Origin of the sequence: Dyadobacter sp. BE31 (genome assembly GCF_031457695.1) — a bacterium.
GTDB lineage: Bacteria > Bacteroidota > Bacteroidia > Cytophagales > Spirosomataceae > Dyadobacter.
The window spans coordinates 815606-834547 of the sequence record NZ_JAVDXA010000002.1 but is presented as its reverse complement, the minus strand read 5'-3'; the positions used below and the strand labels follow the sequence as shown (position 1 = coordinate 834547).

General features: G+C 53.2%; 21 protein-coding genes. 13 read left to right on the top strand and 8 right to left on the bottom strand.

From position 1 onward, the window contains the following. Positions 1 to 34: 34 nt before the first annotated feature. The gene (locus tag J2Y43_RS12160) at positions 35 to 367 is read left to right on the top strand and encodes a helix-turn-helix transcriptional regulator (RefSeq protein WP_223409235.1); all 333 of its coding nucleotides are present in this window, start codon (positions 35 to 37) and stop codon (positions 365 to 367) included. Positions 368 to 388: 21 nt separating this feature from the next. Next, positions 389 to 820, top strand: coding sequence for an SRPBCC domain-containing protein (locus tag J2Y43_RS12155; RefSeq protein WP_309982803.1), 432 nt, complete (start codon positions 389 to 391; stop codon positions 818 to 820). Here the strand turns inward: J2Y43_RS12155 and J2Y43_RS12150 are convergent. From J2Y43_RS12150 to J2Y43_RS12140, 3 genes are read right to left on the bottom strand one after another with little or no spacing between them, the layout of a single operon-like run. Continuing rightward, the gene (locus J2Y43_RS12150) at positions 817 to 1863 is read right to left on the bottom strand and encodes an SDR family oxidoreductase (RefSeq protein ID WP_309982802.1); all 1047 of its coding nucleotides are present in this window, start codon (positions 1861 to 1863) and stop codon (positions 817 to 819) included. The genes J2Y43_RS12155 and J2Y43_RS12150 overlap by 4 nt on opposite strands. Before the next feature lie 4 nt (positions 1864 to 1867). Continuing rightward, positions 1868 to 2161, bottom strand: coding sequence for a putative quinol monooxygenase (locus J2Y43_RS12145; protein ID WP_309982800.1), 294 nt, complete (start codon positions 2159 to 2161; stop codon positions 1868 to 1870). Between the two features lies 1 nt (position 2162). After that, a complete protein-coding gene (locus J2Y43_RS12140) occupies positions 2163 to 2786 on the bottom strand; it encodes an NAD(P)H-dependent oxidoreductase (RefSeq protein WP_309982797.1) in 624 nt (207 codons plus the stop codon). 98 nt (positions 2787 to 2884) lie between these two features. Here J2Y43_RS12140 and J2Y43_RS12135 point away from each other — a divergent pair, with 98 nt between their 5' ends. After that, entirely contained in the window at positions 2885 to 3805 is a 921-nt protein-coding gene (locus tag J2Y43_RS12135; protein ID WP_309982795.1) for a LysR family transcriptional regulator, read from the top strand. Between the two features lie 210 nt (positions 3806 to 4015). Here the strand turns inward: J2Y43_RS12135 and J2Y43_RS12130 are convergent, their stop codons facing one another. Beyond that, positions 4016 to 4468, bottom strand: a complete 453-nt coding sequence (locus J2Y43_RS12130) for an organic hydroperoxide resistance protein (protein ID WP_309982793.1) — start codon at positions 4466 to 4468, stop codon at positions 4016 to 4018. A gap of 1009 nt (positions 4469 to 5477) precedes the next feature. On the opposite strand from J2Y43_RS12130, the gene J2Y43_RS12125 reads away from it, so the two are divergent. The 5 genes from J2Y43_RS12125 (at position 5478) to J2Y43_RS12105 (ending at position 9822) form a co-directional block, all read left to right on the top strand. Next, a complete protein-coding gene (locus tag J2Y43_RS12125; protein WP_309982791.1) occupies positions 5478 to 6419 on the top strand; it encodes a heme-binding domain-containing protein in 942 nt (313 codons plus the stop codon). A 230-nt stretch (positions 6420 to 6649) separates the two neighbouring features. Further along, on the top strand, positions 6650 to 7435 hold the full coding sequence (locus tag J2Y43_RS12120) for a DUF1223 domain-containing protein (protein WP_309982789.1): 786 nt from the start codon (positions 6650 to 6652) through the stop codon (positions 7433 to 7435). Between the two features lie 118 nt (positions 7436 to 7553). Further along, positions 7554 to 8036, top strand: coding sequence for a hypothetical protein (locus tag J2Y43_RS12115; RefSeq protein ID WP_309982787.1), 483 nt, complete (start codon positions 7554 to 7556; stop codon positions 8034 to 8036). Between the two features lie 18 nt (positions 8037 to 8054). Next, positions 8055 to 9074 carry a histidine kinase gene (locus J2Y43_RS12110; protein ID WP_309982785.1) on the top strand — a complete coding sequence of 340 codons (1020 nt, stop codon included), beginning with the start codon at positions 8055 to 8057 and terminating at the stop codon, positions 9072 to 9074. Further along, the gene (locus J2Y43_RS12105) at positions 9055 to 9822 is read left to right on the top strand and encodes a LytTR family DNA-binding domain-containing protein (protein ID WP_309982783.1); all 768 of its coding nucleotides are present in this window, start codon (positions 9055 to 9057) and stop codon (positions 9820 to 9822) included. Before J2Y43_RS12110 ends, J2Y43_RS12105 begins: the two co-directional genes overlap by 20 nt. 177 nt (positions 9823 to 9999) lie before the next feature. On the opposite strand, the gene J2Y43_RS12100 is transcribed toward J2Y43_RS12105, so the two are convergent. Continuing rightward, the gene (locus J2Y43_RS12100) at positions 10000 to 10680 is read right to left on the bottom strand and encodes a metal-dependent hydrolase (RefSeq protein ID WP_309982781.1); all 681 of its coding nucleotides are present in this window, start codon (positions 10678 to 10680) and stop codon (positions 10000 to 10002) included. 257 nt (positions 10681 to 10937) lie between these two features. Between J2Y43_RS12100 and J2Y43_RS12095 the strand changes: the two genes are divergently transcribed. Genes J2Y43_RS12095 through J2Y43_RS12075 form a run of 5 tightly spaced genes read left to right on the top strand, consistent with a single transcriptional unit; the run spans position 10938 to position 16038 of the window. After that, complete coding sequence (locus J2Y43_RS12095) at positions 10938 to 11507, top strand: hypothetical protein (protein ID WP_309982779.1); 570 nt, start codon at positions 10938 to 10940, stop codon at positions 11505 to 11507. An 8-nt stretch (positions 11508 to 11515) separates the two neighbouring features. Continuing rightward, positions 11516 to 12298 (top strand): hypothetical protein, encoded by a 783-nt coding sequence (locus J2Y43_RS12090; protein ID WP_309982777.1) that lies wholly within the window; start codon positions 11516 to 11518, stop codon positions 12296 to 12298. After that, positions 12291 to 15020 (top strand): hypothetical protein, encoded by a 2730-nt coding sequence (locus J2Y43_RS12085; RefSeq protein ID WP_309982775.1) that lies wholly within the window; start codon positions 12291 to 12293, stop codon positions 15018 to 15020. Before J2Y43_RS12090 ends, J2Y43_RS12085 begins: the two co-directional genes overlap by 8 nt. 8 nt (positions 15021 to 15028) lie before the next feature. Next, positions 15029 to 15562, top strand: a complete 534-nt coding sequence (locus J2Y43_RS12080; RefSeq protein ID WP_310226505.1) for a hypothetical protein — start codon at positions 15029 to 15031, stop codon at positions 15560 to 15562. After that, the gene (locus J2Y43_RS12075) at positions 15562 to 16038 is read left to right on the top strand and encodes a hypothetical protein (protein ID WP_309982771.1); all 477 of its coding nucleotides are present in this window, start codon (positions 15562 to 15564) and stop codon (positions 16036 to 16038) included. Before J2Y43_RS12080 ends, J2Y43_RS12075 begins: the two co-directional genes overlap by 1 nt. 292 nt (positions 16039 to 16330) lie before the next feature. Here J2Y43_RS12075 and J2Y43_RS12070 read toward each other — a convergent pair whose 3' ends face one another. From J2Y43_RS12070 to J2Y43_RS12060, 3 genes are all read right to left on the bottom strand, one after another. Then, positions 16331 to 17176, bottom strand: coding sequence for an alpha/beta hydrolase (locus tag J2Y43_RS12070; RefSeq protein WP_309982768.1), 846 nt, complete (start codon positions 17174 to 17176; stop codon positions 16331 to 16333). 6 nt (positions 17177 to 17182) lie between these two features. Beyond that, positions 17183 to 17716 (bottom strand): DinB family protein, encoded by a 534-nt coding sequence (locus J2Y43_RS12065; RefSeq protein ID WP_309982766.1) that lies wholly within the window; start codon positions 17714 to 17716, stop codon positions 17183 to 17185. A gap of 62 nt (positions 17717 to 17778) precedes the next feature. After that, positions 17779 to 18903 (bottom strand): alkene reductase, encoded by a 1125-nt coding sequence (locus tag J2Y43_RS12060; RefSeq protein WP_309982764.1) that lies wholly within the window; start codon positions 18901 to 18903, stop codon positions 17779 to 17781. Between the last annotated feature and the right edge of the window lie 39 nt (positions 18904 to 18942).

Sequence of the window (18942 nt, the reverse complement as noted above, 5' to 3'; positions counted from 1 at the left end):
GGTTTCCATTTTAATTTTTTGCGACTTACCCATTATGAACCAGACGCGGCGCGATGTTTTTCAGGCTATTTCAGATCCCACGCGGCGGGAGATCATCGGCTTGTTGGCGAGGCATTCGCTCAATCTGAACAAAGTCGCCGATCATTTCACCATGAGCAGGCCCGCCGTTGCGAAGCATATCCGCATCCTGACGGAATGCGGGCTGGTGGTGGTACAAACCCGCGGCCGCGAAACCTTCTGCCAGGCCGATCTGAAAGGCCTCAAACAGGTTTCCGAATGGGCCAATACCTATCAGGAGTTCTGGAACGACAAGCTGGATGCGCTCGAACGCTTCCTGGACGAGGACCCTTCCGATGAAAATCTCTGAACTTTTAACCCCATAACAACGATGGCTTTTGAACCTTTTGTTTTAGAAAGAATCCTGAATGCACCGCCTGCGCGCGTGTGGCGAGCCCTGACCGATGCAGGCCAGATGAAAAAGTGGTATTTCGATATCCCGGATTTCAAAGCGGAGCCCGGCTTCGAGTTTGAGTTTACTGCCGGCAGCGAGGACAGGCAATACCGCCATCTTTGCAAGGTTACGGAAGTGGATCCGGAGCGAAAACTGGCCTACTCATGGCGGTATGCCGATTACCCCGGCGATTCCGAAGTAAGTTTCGAACTCATTCCCGAAGGCGACAAAACCCGCTTGCGCCTCACGCACAAGGGCTTGCACACCTTCCCGAAAGACCACGCGGATTTCGGATTGCAAAGCTTCACGGCGGGCTGGACGCACATTATCGGCAAAAGCCTGGCGGAATTTGTGGAGCAGGAAGGTTAAGGAATCACCTTTTCCGCGCGCAGCTGATCGAATATGCGGTAGAACATCTGTTCGGTATCCGCATATTCGTGAAAACCAAGTCGCCTGGCCTTCGATCCGTCTGCGAGAAAATCGTAGTCCCAGGAAAACACAAAATCCCCGAATGGCCAGGCGGATAATGCTTCATAGCCATACTGCAATCCATGACGCTCGCGGAGTGCCTCCCACACAGGCGCCTTGTCGCGCATTACCTCCGCGAGCGGAAGCTGCACCGGCGATGCGGTTTCGAGCCCGAAGTACCGGCCGATCTTCGGCCACATTTCCTCCCAACGAAACAGATCTCCATTATTAATATTAAATGCCTGATTGGCAGCCGCCGGCGTAACAGCAGCCCAAACGGTGGCTTTGGCGAGCAAATCGGCATCCGTCAGTTCGATAAGCGGATGGTAGGCGCCGGGTTTGCCCGGAAACCGGAACGGCACATTCAATTCCCTTGAAATGGAGGCATAAACCGCAATCAACGACACCAGGTTGAGCGGGTTACCGGGAGCAAAACCACCCACCACCGACGGCCGGATCGCCGACCAGCTCCATGATTTCCCCTGCTGCTTAGCTGTCATGTACCGCTGCTGCTCGGTCATGAACTCGGGGAGCATAATCGGCGGGTCGTCTTCCCGCGCCGGCGTCCTGAATGGACCCAGATGCGCACCGTACACCTTATAGCCTTGCATAAAACTGATGTGTTCGAGTTTCGGGGATACCTTTTCAATGGTTTCCACCACATTCCTGAACATGGCCATATTAGGCGGCACCAGTTCGGCCCAGGTGGGCCTGTCCTGATAGGCTGTATAAAAAACGTGCGTCACATGATCCAGCGTAGCGAACCGGGTGGCAACATCCCCTTCGTCGAGCAAATCGACCGCGATAGTTTCGACATTGCCTGGCATCGGCTTTCTCGACGTGCCGATTACCTTCCAGTCGGGCAGCGATTGCAGGTAGGCCGTCAGGTTCTTACCGATTACGCCGCTCGCCCCTACTACCAGTGCGGTTTTCAGATTTTCCATGGGATCAGGCCCGGTCAAGGGGTTGTGTCAGATAGATTTGCGGATTCGTTTCCAGCTTTTCCAACGTCGCTCCGAATGCCTGGATGTACGGTTGCGCATTATGGGCATCCAACCCCTCGCGGCTTTCCCATATTTCCTGAAACACAAACACATTCGGATTGTTATCGTCCTGATAGAGATCGTATTGCAAACAAGCCGGTTCCTTTCTCGATTCGGTTACCATATTCAACAACGTCGCGCGGACCTCGTCCCGGTGCGCTGTTTGACTTTCGATGACGGCGGTAAGATAGATAGCCATGTTAAGCTGCGGTTTCGATTTCCAGATTATTGAACACCCCGGCCAAATGCGCCAGGTATTGATTTTTGTAATCCTCGATACGCTCCGGCGTCGCATTCTTTTCGAGGTCGTGGAAGTGCATGCTTTGCAGCGGCTCCATGCCTGTAAATGCATTCATACGGTGGAAGCCGAACATCACGCCCTGGTCTACCGAATGCTCCCGGAAGAACTCGCCGGGTAATGTAAATGCCGTTTCCGGTGCATTCCAGGTGGTGGTGAGCATGTATTTCCGGCCATGGAGCATGCCGCCCGTGCCATAATTGATATTCGGATTCTCGTTTTTGCGGCCGTCGCTCCGGTAAATGCCCTTGCGGTGACCGGCCGTGAATACGGTGTCGATATATTCTTTCAATTTATAAGGCATTGAAAACCACCACACCGGCGTGTGGTACACGACCACATCGGCCCATACAAACTTCTTCACTTCCTCGTCCGCATCGTAGGGCTGGTTAATATCCGTTACTTGCAGCTCGAAGCCGTTTTCTGCTGTAAAATAGGACTGGTCCAACCCTGTCAGCGTGTGGTTGAACTTCCCGCCGGAATGTGCGAAATGCTGACCGCCGTTAATAACAAATATCTTTTTCATGTTCTGTTTTGATTTTGACACTACAAATTTCCGGCAGCTAAATGCATTATCAAAATAACTTAAATTGTATATTTGTATTATAAAACTTATAGATAGATATGGTACTCAATCTGGAATGGCTCCGTACTTTCAAGGCGATCTATGAAACGGGGACGCTCTCGGCAGCGGCCCAGGAGCTTTTTATATCACAACCGGGCGTAAGCCTGCATTTAAACTCACTCGAAGCCTACACAGGGCACAAACTGTTCGACCGGTCGCCGCGGAAAATGGTGCCTACCGAAAAGGGAAAGGTATTGTACAACTTCGTGCTCGACCCGCTCCGGAAGCTGGAAGCCGTAGAGCAGCATTTCCATAAGAGCTCCAAATCCGAGCGGCCGACGATCAGCGTCGGGATGTGCTTCGAAACCTTCCAGTACACGCTGGAAGAACACATTGCCTCCCTGCCATTCAACCTCATTATCAAATTTGGGGAATACCCTCAAATGCAGCAGGATCTCGACAACGGTCTCCTCGACCTGATCGTAACGCCGCAACAGGGAAATCAGCAGAACCTGGTTTACAAACCGTTTTCCAAAGAGCGGATCGTACTCGTCGCAGGCGGCCATACGGATATCGAACCGTTGATCGACCTGCTCGGTCAGCCCAACAAATCCGAAGCCGCCAACTGGCTCAAACAGCAAATCTGGTACAGTACCGCGGCAGACATGGAGCATTTGAAAAACTTCTGGCTCAAAAACTTCGACCAGCACCCCGATTTCCGACCCAACTACATCGTACCTAACATTTGCTCGATCATCCGTTGCCTCAGCGACGGGGAAGGTTTCTCGATCGTCCCGCATTTCCTGTGCGTGGAAGCCATCGAAACCGGACAAATCCAGCTGGTATGGGAAGGCAACACGCCGCTGGAAAACACATTGTATTTTGGTACACGGAAGAAGACCATTTACCAGAACGAAATCGAGCAGTTGCAGGAGCTATTCGTAGCGAAGTGGAAGGCTCCCACTGCCGTTATGATGTGATGGCTGGCCGGAGGCCTGCGGCGGACCGCCGACCGCCGACCATAGACAATAGACCATAGACCATAGACCATAGACCATAGACCATAGACCATAGACCATGAAACAATCGAACGGGTTAATTGTTCCCTCGTTGTGGTCTATTTGTATTTGGCCATGGTCGGCGGTCGGCGGTCTATGGTCTATGGTCGGTCCATCGTCGAGCCACGCCCCTTAAATGCTCACATTAATCGTAACGCCAATATTCCCCCTTGTCGCTTTGGAATAAGGACAAGTCTGGTGCGCTGATTCGATCAAAGCGCGGGCGGTTTCCTCGTCGAGGCCGGGCAGACTCACATTCAGGCGGGCTTGGAGGAAATATTCGGCTTTGGTGAGGCCAAGATCCACCTCGGCGTCCACTGCCGTGCCTTCCGGCAATGTGATCTTTTTCTTCGCGGCGGCGATCCCTATCGCGCCGATAAAACATGCCGACCAGCCGGCCGCAAAAAGCTGTTCGGGGTTAGTACCGGCCCCATGGGAGCCCGGCGACGACAACTGAATGTCGAGGTTGCCGTCCGAGCTGCGTGAAGCGCCATCGCGGCCGCCTGAGGTGTGGGTTTTGCCTGTATAAAGTACTTTATCAATGGTGATAGTACCTGCCGCCTGGGTGATTTGGATTGTTTCCATGATTTTCTGAATTGATTTTGTGGCTTTCTAAAAATTTCTAGTTCTATTCAAAACCGGCGTTTCCGCTGCGATTTCTGATACAAATAGAGCACAATCACGCCTCAACCAACAGCGCAAACCAACCGAACCAGACACATTAACCGCCGAGCTGGACATTCCGCACCGTCATCTCGCCGACACTTCTCTGACTACATGCGACGATGCCCGCAGCTTTTGTCAGGGGTGGTCAGGTGTTGTCAAGGGTAGTCAGGGTTTGTCAAGGGTGGTCAGGTGTGGTCAAGGATAGTCAAGGGTAGTTATGTATTGTCAGGGGTTGTCAGGAATGGCCGGGCGTTGTCAAGGTTAGTCAGGGTTTGTCAGGTGTAGTCAAGAATGGTCAGGTATTGTCAAGGGGTTATCTAAAAGCAAGTGACAGTGTATTGACGTAAATGTCACGGCGCCAAAATCGCGTAGCGATGTAATATAGGTAGCAATCGATTCCGATGGTATTTCGGGAAATGCCGTCAGGCATGCAACAACAGCGCATTGTTGTTACATGCCTGACGGCATTTTTACGAAATCGGCTGATTTACATTCCCTACCAATATTACATGCCTCACGGCATTTGTTTCCCAACCAACAAACTAACCATACCTAACTATAACTGACCACCACCTAACCACACGACCAACCCTGACCACACTTGACAAACCCCGACTACCCTTGACCACACCTGACTATCCTTGACAAACCTTGACTACACCTGACCACCCTTGACAAAACCCGACTACCCTTGACCAGACCTGACCACCCTTGACAAACCCTGACTACACTTGACCATTCCTGACCACACCTAACCACCCTTGACAAAACCCGACTACACTTGACCATTCCTGACCACACCTGACAAACTCTTGACAAACCCCAGCAACCGGCCTGTCCATTTCACCCCCGAATCCGTCCAACTCAGCCCGAAACCAATTCCCGGCCATAGCGTACAAGGCTACTTTTGAGCAAAAAACAAACCGCTATGAACGCCCTGAAACGCCACAGATACCGCAACGCCGCCGCGATCGTCGCAGGCATTCTTTTTACTAGTTTCGTTGTATTGCAAGTCAACAGCCCTAAGGTTGAAAACCCGCCGGTAACGTCGGAATTTCACGGGCCGGAAGAGGTAACACGCATCCTGAAACGCTCATGCTACGACTGCCACTCCAACGAAAGCAACCTGCGCTGGTACGATAAAGTGGCGCCATTCTCCTACAAAGTCGCTGCCGACGTGGAGGAAGCCCGCAAACGGTTCAATTTTTCGGAATGGGACAGTATTCCGAAGGCCGATCAGGAAGGCAAGCTCTGGTACATCGTCAATATGATCGACGCCGGCCGGATGCCCCTGCCCGAATATGCAGCGGCGCACCCGTCCGCGAAGGTGACACCCGCCGAGCTTACGATCCTGAAAAACTATGTGACCAGCATTTCCCGCAAGCATTATGCGACCGGCGATACCGCTGCGATCGTCGAAAAGCCCAAAGTGTCGCACGTTCCGACTTCCATCAACGGCATCCCCTATTTCGATGACTACAAAAACTGGAAGGTGATCAGCTCCACCGGCCGTCCCGACAATGGCACCTCTCGCATTATCTACGGAAACGACGTAGCCGTAAAAGCCTTGGAAGAAAACAACATTCTCCCCTGGCCCGACGGCGCGGTGATCGTAAAGGTGGTATGGAACAGCCAGGCACCCGACGCCGACGGCAATGTGAAGCCCGGCAATTTCAACAACATTCAGATCATGGTCCGCGACGCCAAAAAGTTTGCCGAAACCGAAGGCTGGGGCTTCGCAAGGTTCAACGGCCTCGATTTGAAGCCTTATGGCAAGACGGCCGCCTTCTCCACGAGCTGCATCAACTGCCACCAGCTCGCGAAAGGCACCGGGTTCGTGTTCGATATTCCAACGCGGGTGTCGAGGTGACGGTAGACCGCCGACCATAGACTATGGACCATAGACCATGGACTGTCGATTGGCGATGGCGCATAGCACCAAATTCCTCAATTCACCCAAAACCATGGTCTGCGGTCCATCGTCCATGGTCAACTATCCCAAATGATCACCATACCCCACTCGGCAGTCGGCGGTCGGCGGTCGGCGGTCGGCGGTCGGCGGTCAAAACAACCCAATCAACCATTAAATCACCAAAAATCATGAAAACCAACATCATCACTTCTCTTTTCCTCGCATTTGGCCTCTCATTCTCCGCTATGGCCTCTGATTCAAAAACCACCGACAATACCGCACCCAAAGGCTTCGCAGTCGTTGAGCTCTTCACCTCCGAAGGCTGTTCCAGCTGCCCGCCGGCCGACAAGCTGCTTGCGAAAATCCAGGAGGAGCATGCAGGCAAGCCGGTTTACATCCTGGCATTCCACGTCGATTACTGGAACCACCAGGGCTGGCGGGATGTGTTCAGCGAAAAAGAGTTTACAAAACGGCAGTATCAATATGCGAGCTGGCTCAACCTCGAAACGGTTTACACGCCGCAGGTAGTCGTCAATGGCCGGCATGAGCTGATCGGCTCACAGGAAGAAACACTCAGACGAGCCCTGAATATAGAACTGAACTCGGCTGCTACGGCACAGCTGAATGCGGAAGCACAAATCGAAGGAGGAAAGCTGAAACTCGCTTACCAGGCATCAAATGCCGCCCGCGGTACCGCATTGCAGGTTGCATTGGTGCAAAAAGTGGCGCATACGATGGTAAAACGGGGCGAGAATGCAGGTAGGTTACTGCCGCATGTGCAGATCGTCCGTAGCATTCAAAGTTTCCCGGCAGCAGGCAATGGCAATGTGACCGTAAATCTGCCCGAAGGCTTCAACCCAAACGACTGGGAAGTGATTACGTTCCTGCAAAACACACAGAACGGTAGCATTGTGGCGGCTAACAGACCTGTTATTGACGGCCGACCGCTGACCGCCGACGGCCGAGCGCGTTGAAGTAACGTCAAACCATGGTCGATGGTCCATCGTCCATCGTCAAATATCCCAAACGATCACCATACTCCACCCGGCGGTCAGCCGTCGGCCGTCGGCGGTCAAAACAAACCATACTCTCATGAAAAACCTCATAGCAATCTTCATTTCCGCTGTATTCGCACTAACAAGTTGCCAGCAGCCGCGCAAGCTCACGCCTGCACCCGAAACCATCTTCGACGACCACGGCCTGCACGTAATCACCTCCTTCCACAACGACCGTACCCGCACGATTTCGGTGCTTTACGGCAATGATGAAGCCCTCGTACATGCGAGCGGGGAGCGTGCCGGTACGCCCGGCGTGGCGACGCCCGGCGAACCGTCGCCCGGCGAACTTTTCAAGTTGGTGACCTGGGACCTGAAACAAAACCCGCTCTGGTTTGGCAGTGATATCAATGGCGGGGTGCTATCGGTGGAAACGGTGGCTGTTTCCGCCGGCAAATCGGGTCCGGCGATCGATTATACGATTGACAACCCGGCTCAGAAAACAGGCAAAAATGCCGTTTCAAGCAATGCAGAGCGGATTAGTTTTATATTTGCCCAACGGGCGTCTGTTTTCCCGTAAACCGGTTCACGAACAATCATGGTACAAAAGACATTCAGGGTTTCGGCGGTAATCGTCTGGCTGAGTTCCGTGTCGCTGGGCATACTCACCACGGTGCCCAAAATAGCCGAAAAGCATCCCAATGGTTTTGAAGCGATTACCAGCGCGTTGATCACCACCTCATTCACATTGTTTGTGTGGTATTTCAATATCTACTCGCTGCCCAAGTTTACGAAGGAGCATTCATCCTCGGGCTTTTCGTACCCGCTGCTGTTCCGGAGCATCGCCATTGGCATGGTGCTCATGTTCCTGATGGTAGGCGCACAGAAACTGGCCATCCCGTCGCTGGACTTCGGGCCGGTGGTGCTGATGTTCGAAGTACGGGGGATCATGATCAACCTGATCTTCTATATGCTGCTGCATTTGCTTTACCAGACCCACCGCAACCAGCAGGTGATCCTCGAACTAGAACGCAGCAAGGCCGACAACCTCGGCGCACAGTATGAACTGCTGAAACAACAGGTCAACCCGCATTTCCTCTTCAACAGCCTCAGCACCCTGAAATCCATGGTGGAGCTGGAAGACAGAAATAGCGTCGACTTCATATTGAAACTGTCTGATTTCTATCGGTTTACATTAGAAAACAGAAAACTGGACCTGATCAGCCTTGCAGAAGAAATTGAAATACTCGACGCTTACATGTATTTGCTGAAAGCACGGTTTGAAGAGGGAATCGAGCTCGAATACAGGATCCCGGAAGACGTTTACCGTACATGGATACCGCCCTTCACGCTGCAACTGCTCGTCGAAAACTGCATCAAGCACAATGTGGTTTCGCTCGATAAGCCGCTTCACATTACCATATACGAGGAGAACGGCCTGCTGATCGTCGAGAACCCGCTGCAATTGAAGAAGAATCCCGAGCATTCCACCGAGGTAGGGCTCGACAATATCAACCGGCGGTATTTCCACCTGCTGAACCAAAAAGTACAAATCGAAAACGACCAGGAATATTTCAGGGTCAAACTGCCGCTCATTCATGAAAATCGTAATCATTGAAGACGAAATCAAAACGGCCCGCTCGCTGGCACAGCTCATCACTACGCTCCGGCCCGAAGCCGAGGTGGTAGCCACGATCCAGAGCGTGGAGCGGGCCGTTTCCTACCTCACCGAAATGTCCCAGCCCGACCTGATATTCATGGATATCCAGCTTTCGGACGGCCTTTGTTTCGAAATTTTCGAATCGGTGAAAGTGGTGCCGCCGGTGATATTCTGCACTGCTTACGACCATTATGCAATCGAGGCATTTAAAGCCAATGGGATCGATTACCTGCTCAAACCGTTTAAAAAAGAGCATATAGAAGGTGCGCTGGACAAGCTAAGCCAGCTGAAAAGCTATTTTTCCTCCGAAAAACCGCTGGTACCGGAGCTCGAATTACTTCTGAAAAGGCTTGGCGAACCCGAAGGCAAAAAGAGCTTCCTCGTTTTCAAGCAAAACAAATACATCACGATCAAAACCGAGACCATCGCCTTCTTTTACATTCACAATGAAACTACCTGGCTGCGCACATTCGACAACCAGGATTACACCATCACACAACCGCTGGAAGAGGTGCAGGGCATGGTGTCGCCGTCACAGTTTTACAGGCTCAATCGCCAGTATCTGGTCAATTTCGACGCGGTGAAGGAGGTGGAGCATTATTTCTCGCGGAAGCTTTTTATCAAACTCACGATCCCGACGCCCGAAAAGCTGCTGATAGGAAAAGAAAAAGTGAGCCATTTTCTCGGCTGGCTGGAAAATCGCTGACCGCGCGTCACTAAGCCCAAAAGAAAAATCCATTGAACATAATAGGATCAATGGATTTTTAACTACATAACTCAATAGCAATAACCGCACTTGGTGTACCTGTTATTGTGGTCGAAATATATCGTTAAGAAGCAGGCGGTGTAATTAAAAATGAATTAAAAAATACGCCCCGCTTCCTCAGATCGTGATGGTCTGACCTATTTCCGGCAAATGCAGCACCAGACCGGCGTCGGCAAATGCCTTGATCGCCGCGGCCTTATCCACTTTGATAAACCCGAAAGTATCATAATGCACACCCAGCACCTGGGTCACGCCGAGCAACTTAGCCGCTTCGATGGCGTCCTCGATCCCCATCGTCAGCACATCGCCGATCGGCAATGCCGCAAAATCCAGTTTGGCCCATTTGGGGATGAGCGACATATCGAGCGTCAGCGCGGTATCGCCGCTGTAATAGAAGTTCCCATCCTCAGTTCTGAATGCAAAACCCTCTGCCACACCGGCATAGCTACCATCCTGAAAACTGCTCGAATGCACGGCTGCCGTTCCTTTCGCGGTACCGAAATCGAACGTCCATTTACCGCCCGGATTCAGCGGGTGCACATTCTTCACCCCCTGCGCGCCGAAATGCGTGTAGAGTTCCCAGCTGCCGACCACCATCGCATCGTTGTTGTTGGCGATCTTCACCACATCGTGGGAGTGGTCGAAATGGCCGTGCGACACAAAAATATAGTCCACCCGGATGTCGTCCGGATTAATGCCTTTGGCCAGTTCGTTGCCTGAAATAAATGGATCGAAAAGGATCGTTTTGCCTCCTGCAACTACGGAGAAACAGGAGTGGCCGTAATAGGTTACTTTCATTGTTTCAGTTTTTGATGTAATAATACTGCCGTCCCGGGAGCTGTCAAAATGATGCTGGCACAAAAAAGTGCATAAAAGGTAATGCATGCTTAATCGTCCATTTCTGCCCAATCGGGCACATGTAACCGAAGGTATTCTAATACAGCGATTTATGGGGAAAAATTTTCCCAGTTTCGTTGGAAATACGTAAAAGTACTTCTACATTCGTGAGCATTTATGATGCGAATTAAAATTCACTATCTAATTCTTTCATGATTATGAAAAAACGTTTCTCCCTTCTCTCGTTCATGTTTGTGGTGGTGTTGGCTGGCTTCTCGGGCCGTGCAGTGGCGCAGGACACGCAAACCGACAACCATCAGATCTCCGTGGTTGTACCTGTCGTAGCTTTGCTCGATCTTGAAACCTCTGCAACCAGAAATTTCACAGCCAGTTTTACTAAACCGACCAACGACGAAGCAGGTGAAAAAATCCTGGCCCCTGCCGATAATAGTACCATCTGGCTCAACTACACGTCGATCCAGGCTGGAACTACTACCAAGAAAGTAAACGTGAAAGCCAGCGCATTAGTCGACGGCGTGGACATCCACATCGTAGCCGCAGCCGCTGCGGGAGGCGCGGGTACAAAGGGAACTCCGACAGTCGGCGGCTTCAACCTGACGACAGCCGATCAGGCGCTCATTACCGATATCGGAAGTGCCTATACGGCTTCGGGCCCGACCAGCGGCCACCAGCTTACTTATTCTTTCGTCGCTGCCGACGCCAACTATGCAAACCTGCGCTCCGGCACGACGAACGTTACAGTGACCTATACGCTCGCGGATAACTAAGATCCTGAATGAAATGGATTGCCTTACTCAGCATGATGCTACTGATGCCCCGGTACACGCGGGCATCGGTAGTGATCTTGAACGGATTGACGCACAACCACAGCATTCCGACGTCCGCCACGAAGGTCCAAGGGGCCATCAAGGTTAAAAATGACGGCAGAAAAGACTCCCGTATACTGGTCTACCGTCAGGACCTCGTTTCGCAATGCGACCAGCAGGCGGCTTACCCGGAAATCGGCAGCCACGGCAGGTCGCTCGGTGCAGGACTGAAAACCAGTGTCGACGAGCGGGTAATCGCCATCCATGAAGAGTACGACGTGCGGTACACGATCGAAGCCGATCCGAACCGCCAGCCGGGCACTTATTGGGAGGTTATTATGGTGGAAGTGGCCGATCCTGTGCGCGAAGAAGCACACAACGGCATTCATGTCAATTCGAAAGTACGTTACGCCATTCAGGTGATCGTGGACATCGGGCCGGTGGAAGGGCCGCCCCTGTCCTATGAAAAGGTCATCTACGAAAAGCTTTCCGCCGAGCAGTCGGTTCTGAAAGTCGTGTTGAAGAACAACGGCGCGTACGGCGCACGTACGAATGTCATCCTCGAAGTTTACGACAGCAACGGTAACAAACTCAAAACCACGCAGCCCAATACGCGGATGCTCTACCCGGGCAATTGCAGCACGTTTGAGATACCCATTACCGACATGCCGAAAGGCAAGTACGACTGCGTGATCATCGCCGATACCAAAAAAGACCTGTTCGGTTCGAACATTTCTTTACAGATTGAATAATCCTCCTCTCCCATTGTACCGGCTCATCGCCATATTGCTTTTGATGACAGGACTGCATGGTTACGGGCAAACACCTGTAACCGTGAGCCTGGCCAATGTGCCGGATACAGTGGTTCCCGGGGGGCATATCACGTTGTTTTTTGATGTAAAATCTGCCTCACCCCTACCTGATTCGCTGCGGGAAGAAATGCAGTTGCCCGAAAAATGGCGGCTTCTTTCCCAGCGACGTCCGGTAAGGACTGCCGGCGACCAACAAATACGTTACTTTTATGTAATAGGCACGCCCACCGGCTGTGCTTCGGGTGAGTACCTGGTGAAATTTCGGGTGCATGCAAATGGGCAGGAGATTGCCGCGCAGGTACCGCTTACGATCGGGCAAATCCGCCACCTCGAACTCTTTGTTGTGACGCAGCCCGAATTCGTCCGCGAAGGAGACACACTCCGGCTTACTTACATGATCCGCAATGCGGGCAACAATGCCGAAAAATTCCATCTGAAATCCGACCACGGGAAAATCGAGCAGGTAACCGACAGCCTGACCCTCGAACCGGGAGCCGGCACCCATGTGACCGTCTCGCAAGTCATTCCGGTCACCGACAACAATGCGTGGCAGGCGTCGTCGAACCTTTCGGTGATGATGACCGGCGCCGCCGAGCCGGTGTATTCCGTAACCAGCATACCCGTTTTTTCCTCCAAAGTCAGAAAGATCGACCGCTACTTCCGCTTCCCGGTGGAAGTAGGCGGTGGATATTTGTCGTATCGCTACGGCGGCAGGGAGGTTACCGCTTACCAGTATCAGGCCACGGGCAAGGGGTTCATCGACCAGAAGGAGCGCCATTATCTCGATTTCGTCGTCCGCGGTCCCAACCAGTTTGTATTTCCGGCGGTGGGCACCTACGACCAGTACTCCCTCGATTACGCCTGGCGCAAACGACTGTTCGTCTCAGCCGGCGATTATGTTTTGCAGCTCAATAACCTGATGGAATTCGGCCGCTTCGGGCGCGGGCTGCGGGTGGAACAACAGTTTAAAAAAGTGGCCTACACGGTATTTTACCAGAAAGCCCGGTTTTTCATGAACCAGAAAGAGTCGTTCGGGGGTAAGTTTATATACAAATTGAATGAGTCGGCCAATGTGGGGGTGCATTATGCTTCCAAGGATGTGCTCTTTCATCACCAGCGTTTCTGGTCGCACCTGACGGGCCTGGCTGCGAACGTACATACGAAGGAATTCAACCTGGAAAGCGAAGTAAGTGCAGGCCAGGCGATCGGCAAAACCGATTACGGGGCATTTCTGCGGCTCCAATTGACCAAAAAGTGGATCAGCTTGACGAGCAATGTCATTTACGCGGGCAAGCATTTCTATGGTTTTTACAACAACAGCCGGCTGTTCAACAATAATATCGGCTTCAACATCACCCGCAAACTCACCATCGGGGCCAGCAACAACTTTTCCGATGTAAACCCGAGCCTCGACGCCAACCTGTACAGCGTTTCGCCCAAGGACCGCAGCTACCTCGGCTACATCTCCTTTCAGCCCGACCAGCGTAACCGCTTTTTCCTGTTCTATTCCAAAGCCGAACGCAGGGACCGGCAGCAACCGGCAGCGTTCCATTACTCCGAGCATTTCAGTAATTTCTCTTATAACCTCACCTCCCCTAAGTTTACCCTCTTCTACCAGGGGCGCTACGGCTACTCCAAAAACCATCTCGCGCCTGACAACAACGGGCAAAACGAATCATTTTCAAACCTCGTGCAGCCGGCCGTCCGGCTCTTTCCGTGGATTTGGGTCGGGGGATATTTCGAGCACCAGCATACCAGCAAGTTTTCAACTTCCGGCTCGGTCGAAAACTTGTTCTTTTACGGGGGGAATGCGCGGATCAACATCAAACGTAACCTGTATGCCAGCTTCCTTTACCGCAACAATTACGCCCCCGATGAGCTGTACGTGCGGAGGAGCTTTGTGGACGCTTCGGTGGTGCTGGATCTGAAAAGACACGTTTTCTCTTTCTCCGGCGGCCGTTCCTATATTCCCAATGTGGACAACACCGATCAGAACACACTGTTTTTCAATGTTAAATATGCATTGCGGCTGAATGTCCCGCTGGGTCGGAAAAAAAATATTGGTACAGTGAAAGGGCAACTCACGGGCTTCGGTTACCGCAAGCAGGGCAACCTGATCCAGCTCGGCAGCCACAAGTTCATGACCGACAGCACCGGCATGTTCACTTTCGAAGGCGTAGCACCCGACCGGTATTACCTTAGCATTGCCCAAAACGAATCGGGCAGCGAGGGCGTGGTACCCGTGGTGCGCATGCCCATGCTGGTAGATGTGCGCGCCGACAGCCTTAGTGTAGTTGAAATCCCGCTGACGCGCACCGGCAGCATCGCAGGCAGGATCGAATTTTTAAAAGCAAAACAAAATGGTTTGTCGTCGGTACTGACGGAAAAGCCGGCGGTGCTCATAAAACTGCACGGTGAAAACGGCAGTTACCTGACCGAGCTGAACGATAAAGGCGAATTCTCATTCCGGGAAATACGGCCCGGTGGCTGGGAAATATCGGTATTCATCCCGGGCAGTCAGGACCGATTCGTCGTCGAGGATGGTACCCGCCAGCTCACGGTGGAAACCGACAAGACCCTCGACCTCACGTTCCGGATCAAGCCGAACGAGAAGCGGATCCATTTTTCGGAAAGAAATTTTGAAGTATCTGTCAAAAAATGAAGTATGCAATGCTCATATGCTGTGTTTTGTCCGGCCTGGCCTCGTACGCGCAGACGGTCGCGAACGTGGACGTGAGCATTTCCATGCCGTCGGTGGCACTGGTGGATATCCTGCCGTCGGGTTCCAACAGCGTCACCCTGCAAATGACCGCCCCGACCGAAGCCGGCAATACCGTCGGGACCGGCTCATCCAATAATACCAACTGGCTGATATTCACCTCAGCCGTCACCAGCGGAGGATCACGGAGCATCAAGGGCGATGTAGTAGGAACATTGCCGACGGGCATCCGGCTGCGTCTGGACGTATCCGCCTATGTGGGCTCGGGATTGGGTTTTACGGGAGGAAACAGCTACGTCACGGCCAACAAATACCTGACCAACACCCCGGTGAGTTTCATCGACAACATCAAAGGCGCCTACACCGGCATTACCTATGGCAGCAATGGCTTCCAACTAACCTATTCCCTTGAAATACAAGACTATGCCAATATCCGCAGCGGCACCTCGAACGTGACGGTGCGTTACACCATGGCCGACAACTGATGAAGTACATTATCGCCTTCTGCATTGCAAGCCTCACAGCCCTCGCCGCCTCCGCGCAAACGATTTCGATCAACAGCGGAACGACGTGGTCTATTCCCTCGTTGTCGTCGACGATCACCAAAGCCGGCAAAAACTATGAGCATATCGAAACCAGCGGCGCCTCACAAACCCTCCTGAAAGTAAATGCGCTGATCGCATGGTCTATCACCGCGCACCTCAGCGCAACTTCCAACTGGGACTCGTCGCTAAAACTATCCGTGCAGCGGACGGGCAACGGCACAGGCATTGCGATCCTCACCGGCGGCACCACTTATATCCAGCTCACCAGCACCCCGCAGGCTTTTTTCAGCGGTCTGCTCAACCTGACAGCTAACCGCGACAATATCCCCATTCAGTACAAAATCGAAGGGCTGTCGGTGATGCTGCCGGTGAAGACTTACACAACGACGGTGACTTATACGATTTCGGGGTTGTAGGGCCCTGCGGGCCCGACCGCCGACCATGGACCGCGGACGGCCGATCGCATGCTGCGCCGGTGCAAAAATACCCTTCGGCGGTCGGCGGTCAGCGGCCATGGTGGTGCAAATCTCCTGATTTGCACATACTATTTGCAGGCCTCCGGCCGGTCAGAACCGTGGTAACGCCTTTGCGGTATCGACCGGCCGGAGGCCTACGGATATTTAGTCACGAAGGCAGACCTTCACGCCATTTCGCATTTCGCGCTATCGGCCGTCAGCGGTCCATGGTCGGTGGTCGGCCCGCAGGGCCCTACTCGAACATCCGCTCCTCCCGAATCACGCGAAACGGCTTCTCAAAAAACGCCATCGTAATCCGGTTGAACTCCTCGGCGTAATGTACCAGTGTTGAATGCCCCGAATTGGGCAGGATCCAGAGGTAAGACTTTGGAATGGCTCGCGCGATCTGCACCGTGTGCTCGGGGATAATCACGTCGTGATCGCCCCCGATGATGAGCGAGGGGCATTGTACTTGATGCAGTTGGTCGAGCGTAATATTGGGCTGAACGGCCATGAGGTGCATGAGCTTTCGCTGATTGTGTTTGACAGGGTCGGCCATTTGCTTAGTCAGATCGGCATCCCATTCCAGGATCTTTTTATAAAGCCATGGATCCAATGCGGTGGAGTCGGGCCAGAGATTAGCACCGGTTGCTGCCAGTTTCCGCACTTTTTCGGGGTGACGCAATGCAAGCAACAGTGCATTAATGCCGCCGTCGCTCCACCCTACCACGTTGCAGGAATCGATTTTGAGATGTTCCAGCAACGCGTGCAGGTCGTCGGCCATCATTTCATAGGATAGCGAGTCGCCCTTATCCTCTGATCTCCCCTGCGCCCGGCTATCAACCAAAATCACTTTGTAAGACTTCGCGAATGCATGGAGCTGATGTCTGAAATCGCGCATCGAGCCTCCGTTGCCATGGACAAACAGAACCGGCTTGCCGGAGCCGTACACTTCATAATACAGCTTTACACCCCGCAAGTCGGCAAAATGGCCTGCTTTGGGATTTCTCCCCAGCAGCGCCGTGTCCGGCTTTATCTGCCCATACGCATTCGTGCCGGCGAGCCAGCAGCATAAGAAGATCAGGAGATTCAGTTTCATTTCAAATCAGGTTTGAGGCTCGTACTTACCAAATGTACGTTCCAAAAACGACTCTATCCTCGCCTTCTGCCGCAAATGATGCCTGAAATGCATCTCTGAAAACTGAAACCACTCCTCCGCGTTCAGGTAATGCAGGCCCGGGTGCTTCGCCTTGCCATGGAACAGGCTCCGTGCGATCAACAAGTCGGTTTCGGCGACGGTCGTTTTCAATTGCAGCAGCCGGTCTATCAGCGATTGTTTGCTCGCAGGCTGCCGGACAAATGCATTGGAAGGCGGCCCATCGAGGATCGCATCGGGAAACGCATTGTTGCGCAGCATGGTTTTTGCTTCCGAAGTACATTCCTCCATCGCATGGTCGTTCGATGCCAGGCAGACTTTGATCTGGCTGAAATAAAATTCCGTCTCGTCCAGAATGTGCATATAAACCTGCCCCAGCGACCACGCGCCGGGCCCAGGCTGGGCCAGTAGTCTGGCAATATCGTAAGGTTCCAGCGATCGAAGCCAGATATCGATGGTATGGTGATAGTCCTTGACTCTCATTTTTTAGGATGTGCTGATGATCTTACAAACCTAATCCGATCGCCGGAAAAAATGCGCGGGGTTTAACGACAATCAGCGGTGGTATTTGCGACAAATGTGTGGTCGTGCACAGGATAATCGATATACCCGCCGTCGCTGCCCTGATAGTAAGTTCCGGGATCGCCGGCTGCAAGGGGAAGACCGAAGCGGAAACGCTCGGTCAGGTCGGGATTGGCAATGTATGGCTTGCCGAATGCGATCAGATCGGCGAGCCCGGCTTGCAAGGCAGCTTCCGCCGTTTCCGCGGAATAACCTCCCGCGAGCATCACCAAACCGTCGAAGCGGCGGCGTAGGTCGCGGATGTAGGTTTCAGGGATTTTGCCCTGCCCCACCGGCCCCTGATCCGACAAATGGATGTACAAAATGCCTATTTCCTGCAATGCGTCCACAATATACTGCTGCGTTTCCAACTCTTCGGTGTAGTCGGGCAGGTCGTTGAGTTTCACAAACGGCGACAGGCGTATTCCGGTTCGCTCCTTCCCGATCGCCGCCACGGTACCTTCCACGATTTCGAGCAGGAAACGGCTGCGGGCGGCGATGCTTCCCCCGTACGCGTCGGTGCGCCGGTTGGTATGCGGGTGCAGAAACTGCTCAGGCAGGAACCCATGCGCACCGTGTATTTCGACACCGTCGAAGCCCGCCCCGATCGCATTGATCGCGCCCCGGATATGCTCGTCGATGAGCCTTCGGACGTCGGCCGCGCTGGCCTCCGAAGGCTCGCTATTGGGCAAATGGATTTCTCCTGCCGTGCGTATCAGCCCTTCGGCCGTCACCGCAGACGGCCCGATCAGCGGCATTTGTCCCTCATTATTAAGGTAATGCCCGATGCGCCCCGCGTGCACGAGCTGCATGAAGATCCGCCCGCCTCGTGCATGCACTTCGTCGGTAGCGCGCTTCCAGCCTTCAATCTGCGCCTGGTTGTAAATTCCGGGGGTGCCCATGTAACCGATGCCGTTGGGCGCCACGGCGGTGTTGTCGGTGATGATCAGGCCCGCGCCGGCCCGTTGCCCGAAATACACGGCGGCCGACTCCCCGGGAACGCCGTTCAATGCCCTCCGGCGGTTCATAGGAGCCATTACGACGCGGTTCGGCAATTCAAGCGCGCCGGTTATGAGTGGCGTCAATAGTTTTTTTTGCGTATCCATCATTGTTTTTTTGAATACAAAACTATCTGCAGCACCTGCGGG

Excerpts from the sequence above, each read along its gene's own strand:
- J2Y43_RS12160 (WP_223409235.1), top strand. The coding sequence starts at position 35 with ATGAACCAGACGCGGCGCGATGTTTTTCAGGCTATTTCAGATCCCACG.
- J2Y43_RS12155 (WP_309982803.1), top strand. The coding sequence starts at position 389 with ATGGCTTTTGAACCTTTTGTTTTAGAAAGAATCCTGAATGCACCGCCT.
- J2Y43_RS12150 (WP_309982802.1), bottom strand. The coding sequence starts at position 1,863 with ATGGAAAATCTGAAAACCGCACTGGTAGTAGGGGCGAGCGGCGTAATC.
- J2Y43_RS12145 (WP_309982800.1), bottom strand. The coding sequence starts at position 2,161 with ATGGCTATCTATCTTACCGCCGTCATCGAAAGTCAAACAGCGCACCGG.
- J2Y43_RS12140 (WP_309982797.1), bottom strand. The coding sequence starts at position 2,786 with ATGAAAAAGATATTTGTTATTAACGGCGGTCAGCATTTCGCACATTCC.
- J2Y43_RS12135 (WP_309982795.1), top strand. The coding sequence starts at position 2,885 with ATGGTACTCAATCTGGAATGGCTCCGTACTTTCAAGGCGATCTATGAA.
- J2Y43_RS12130 (WP_309982793.1), bottom strand. The coding sequence starts at position 4,468 with ATGGAAACAATCCAAATCACCCAGGCGGCAGGTACTATCACCATTGAT.
- J2Y43_RS12125 (WP_309982791.1), top strand. The coding sequence starts at position 5,478 with ATGAACGCCCTGAAACGCCACAGATACCGCAACGCCGCCGCGATCGTC.
- J2Y43_RS12120 (WP_309982789.1), top strand. The coding sequence starts at position 6,650 with ATGAAAACCAACATCATCACTTCTCTTTTCCTCGCATTTGGCCTCTCA.
- J2Y43_RS12115 (WP_309982787.1), top strand. The coding sequence starts at position 7,554 with ATGAAAAACCTCATAGCAATCTTCATTTCCGCTGTATTCGCACTAACA.
- J2Y43_RS12110 (WP_309982785.1), top strand. The coding sequence starts at position 8,055 with ATGGTACAAAAGACATTCAGGGTTTCGGCGGTAATCGTCTGGCTGAGT.
- J2Y43_RS12105 (WP_309982783.1), top strand. The coding sequence starts at position 9,055 with ATGAAAATCGTAATCATTGAAGACGAAATCAAAACGGCCCGCTCGCTG.
- J2Y43_RS12100 (WP_309982781.1), bottom strand. The coding sequence starts at position 10,680 with ATGAAAGTAACCTATTACGGCCACTCCTGTTTCTCCGTAGTTGCAGGA.
- J2Y43_RS12095 (WP_309982779.1), top strand. The coding sequence starts at position 10,938 with ATGAAAAAACGTTTCTCCCTTCTCTCGTTCATGTTTGTGGTGGTGTTG.
- J2Y43_RS12090 (WP_309982777.1), top strand. The coding sequence starts at position 11,516 with ATGAAATGGATTGCCTTACTCAGCATGATGCTACTGATGCCCCGGTAC.
- J2Y43_RS12080 (WP_310226505.1), top strand. The coding sequence starts at position 15,029 with ATGCTCATATGCTGTGTTTTGTCCGGCCTGGCCTCGTACGCGCAGACG.
- J2Y43_RS12075 (WP_309982771.1), top strand. The coding sequence starts at position 15,562 with ATGAAGTACATTATCGCCTTCTGCATTGCAAGCCTCACAGCCCTCGCC.
- J2Y43_RS12070 (WP_309982768.1), bottom strand. The coding sequence starts at position 17,176 with ATGAAACTGAATCTCCTGATCTTCTTATGCTGCTGGCTCGCCGGCACG.
- J2Y43_RS12065 (WP_309982766.1), bottom strand. The coding sequence starts at position 17,716 with ATGAGAGTCAAGGACTATCACCATACCATCGATATCTGGCTTCGATCG.
- J2Y43_RS12060 (WP_309982764.1), bottom strand. The coding sequence starts at position 18,903 with ATGATGGATACGCAAAAAAAACTATTGACGCCACTCATAACCGGCGCG.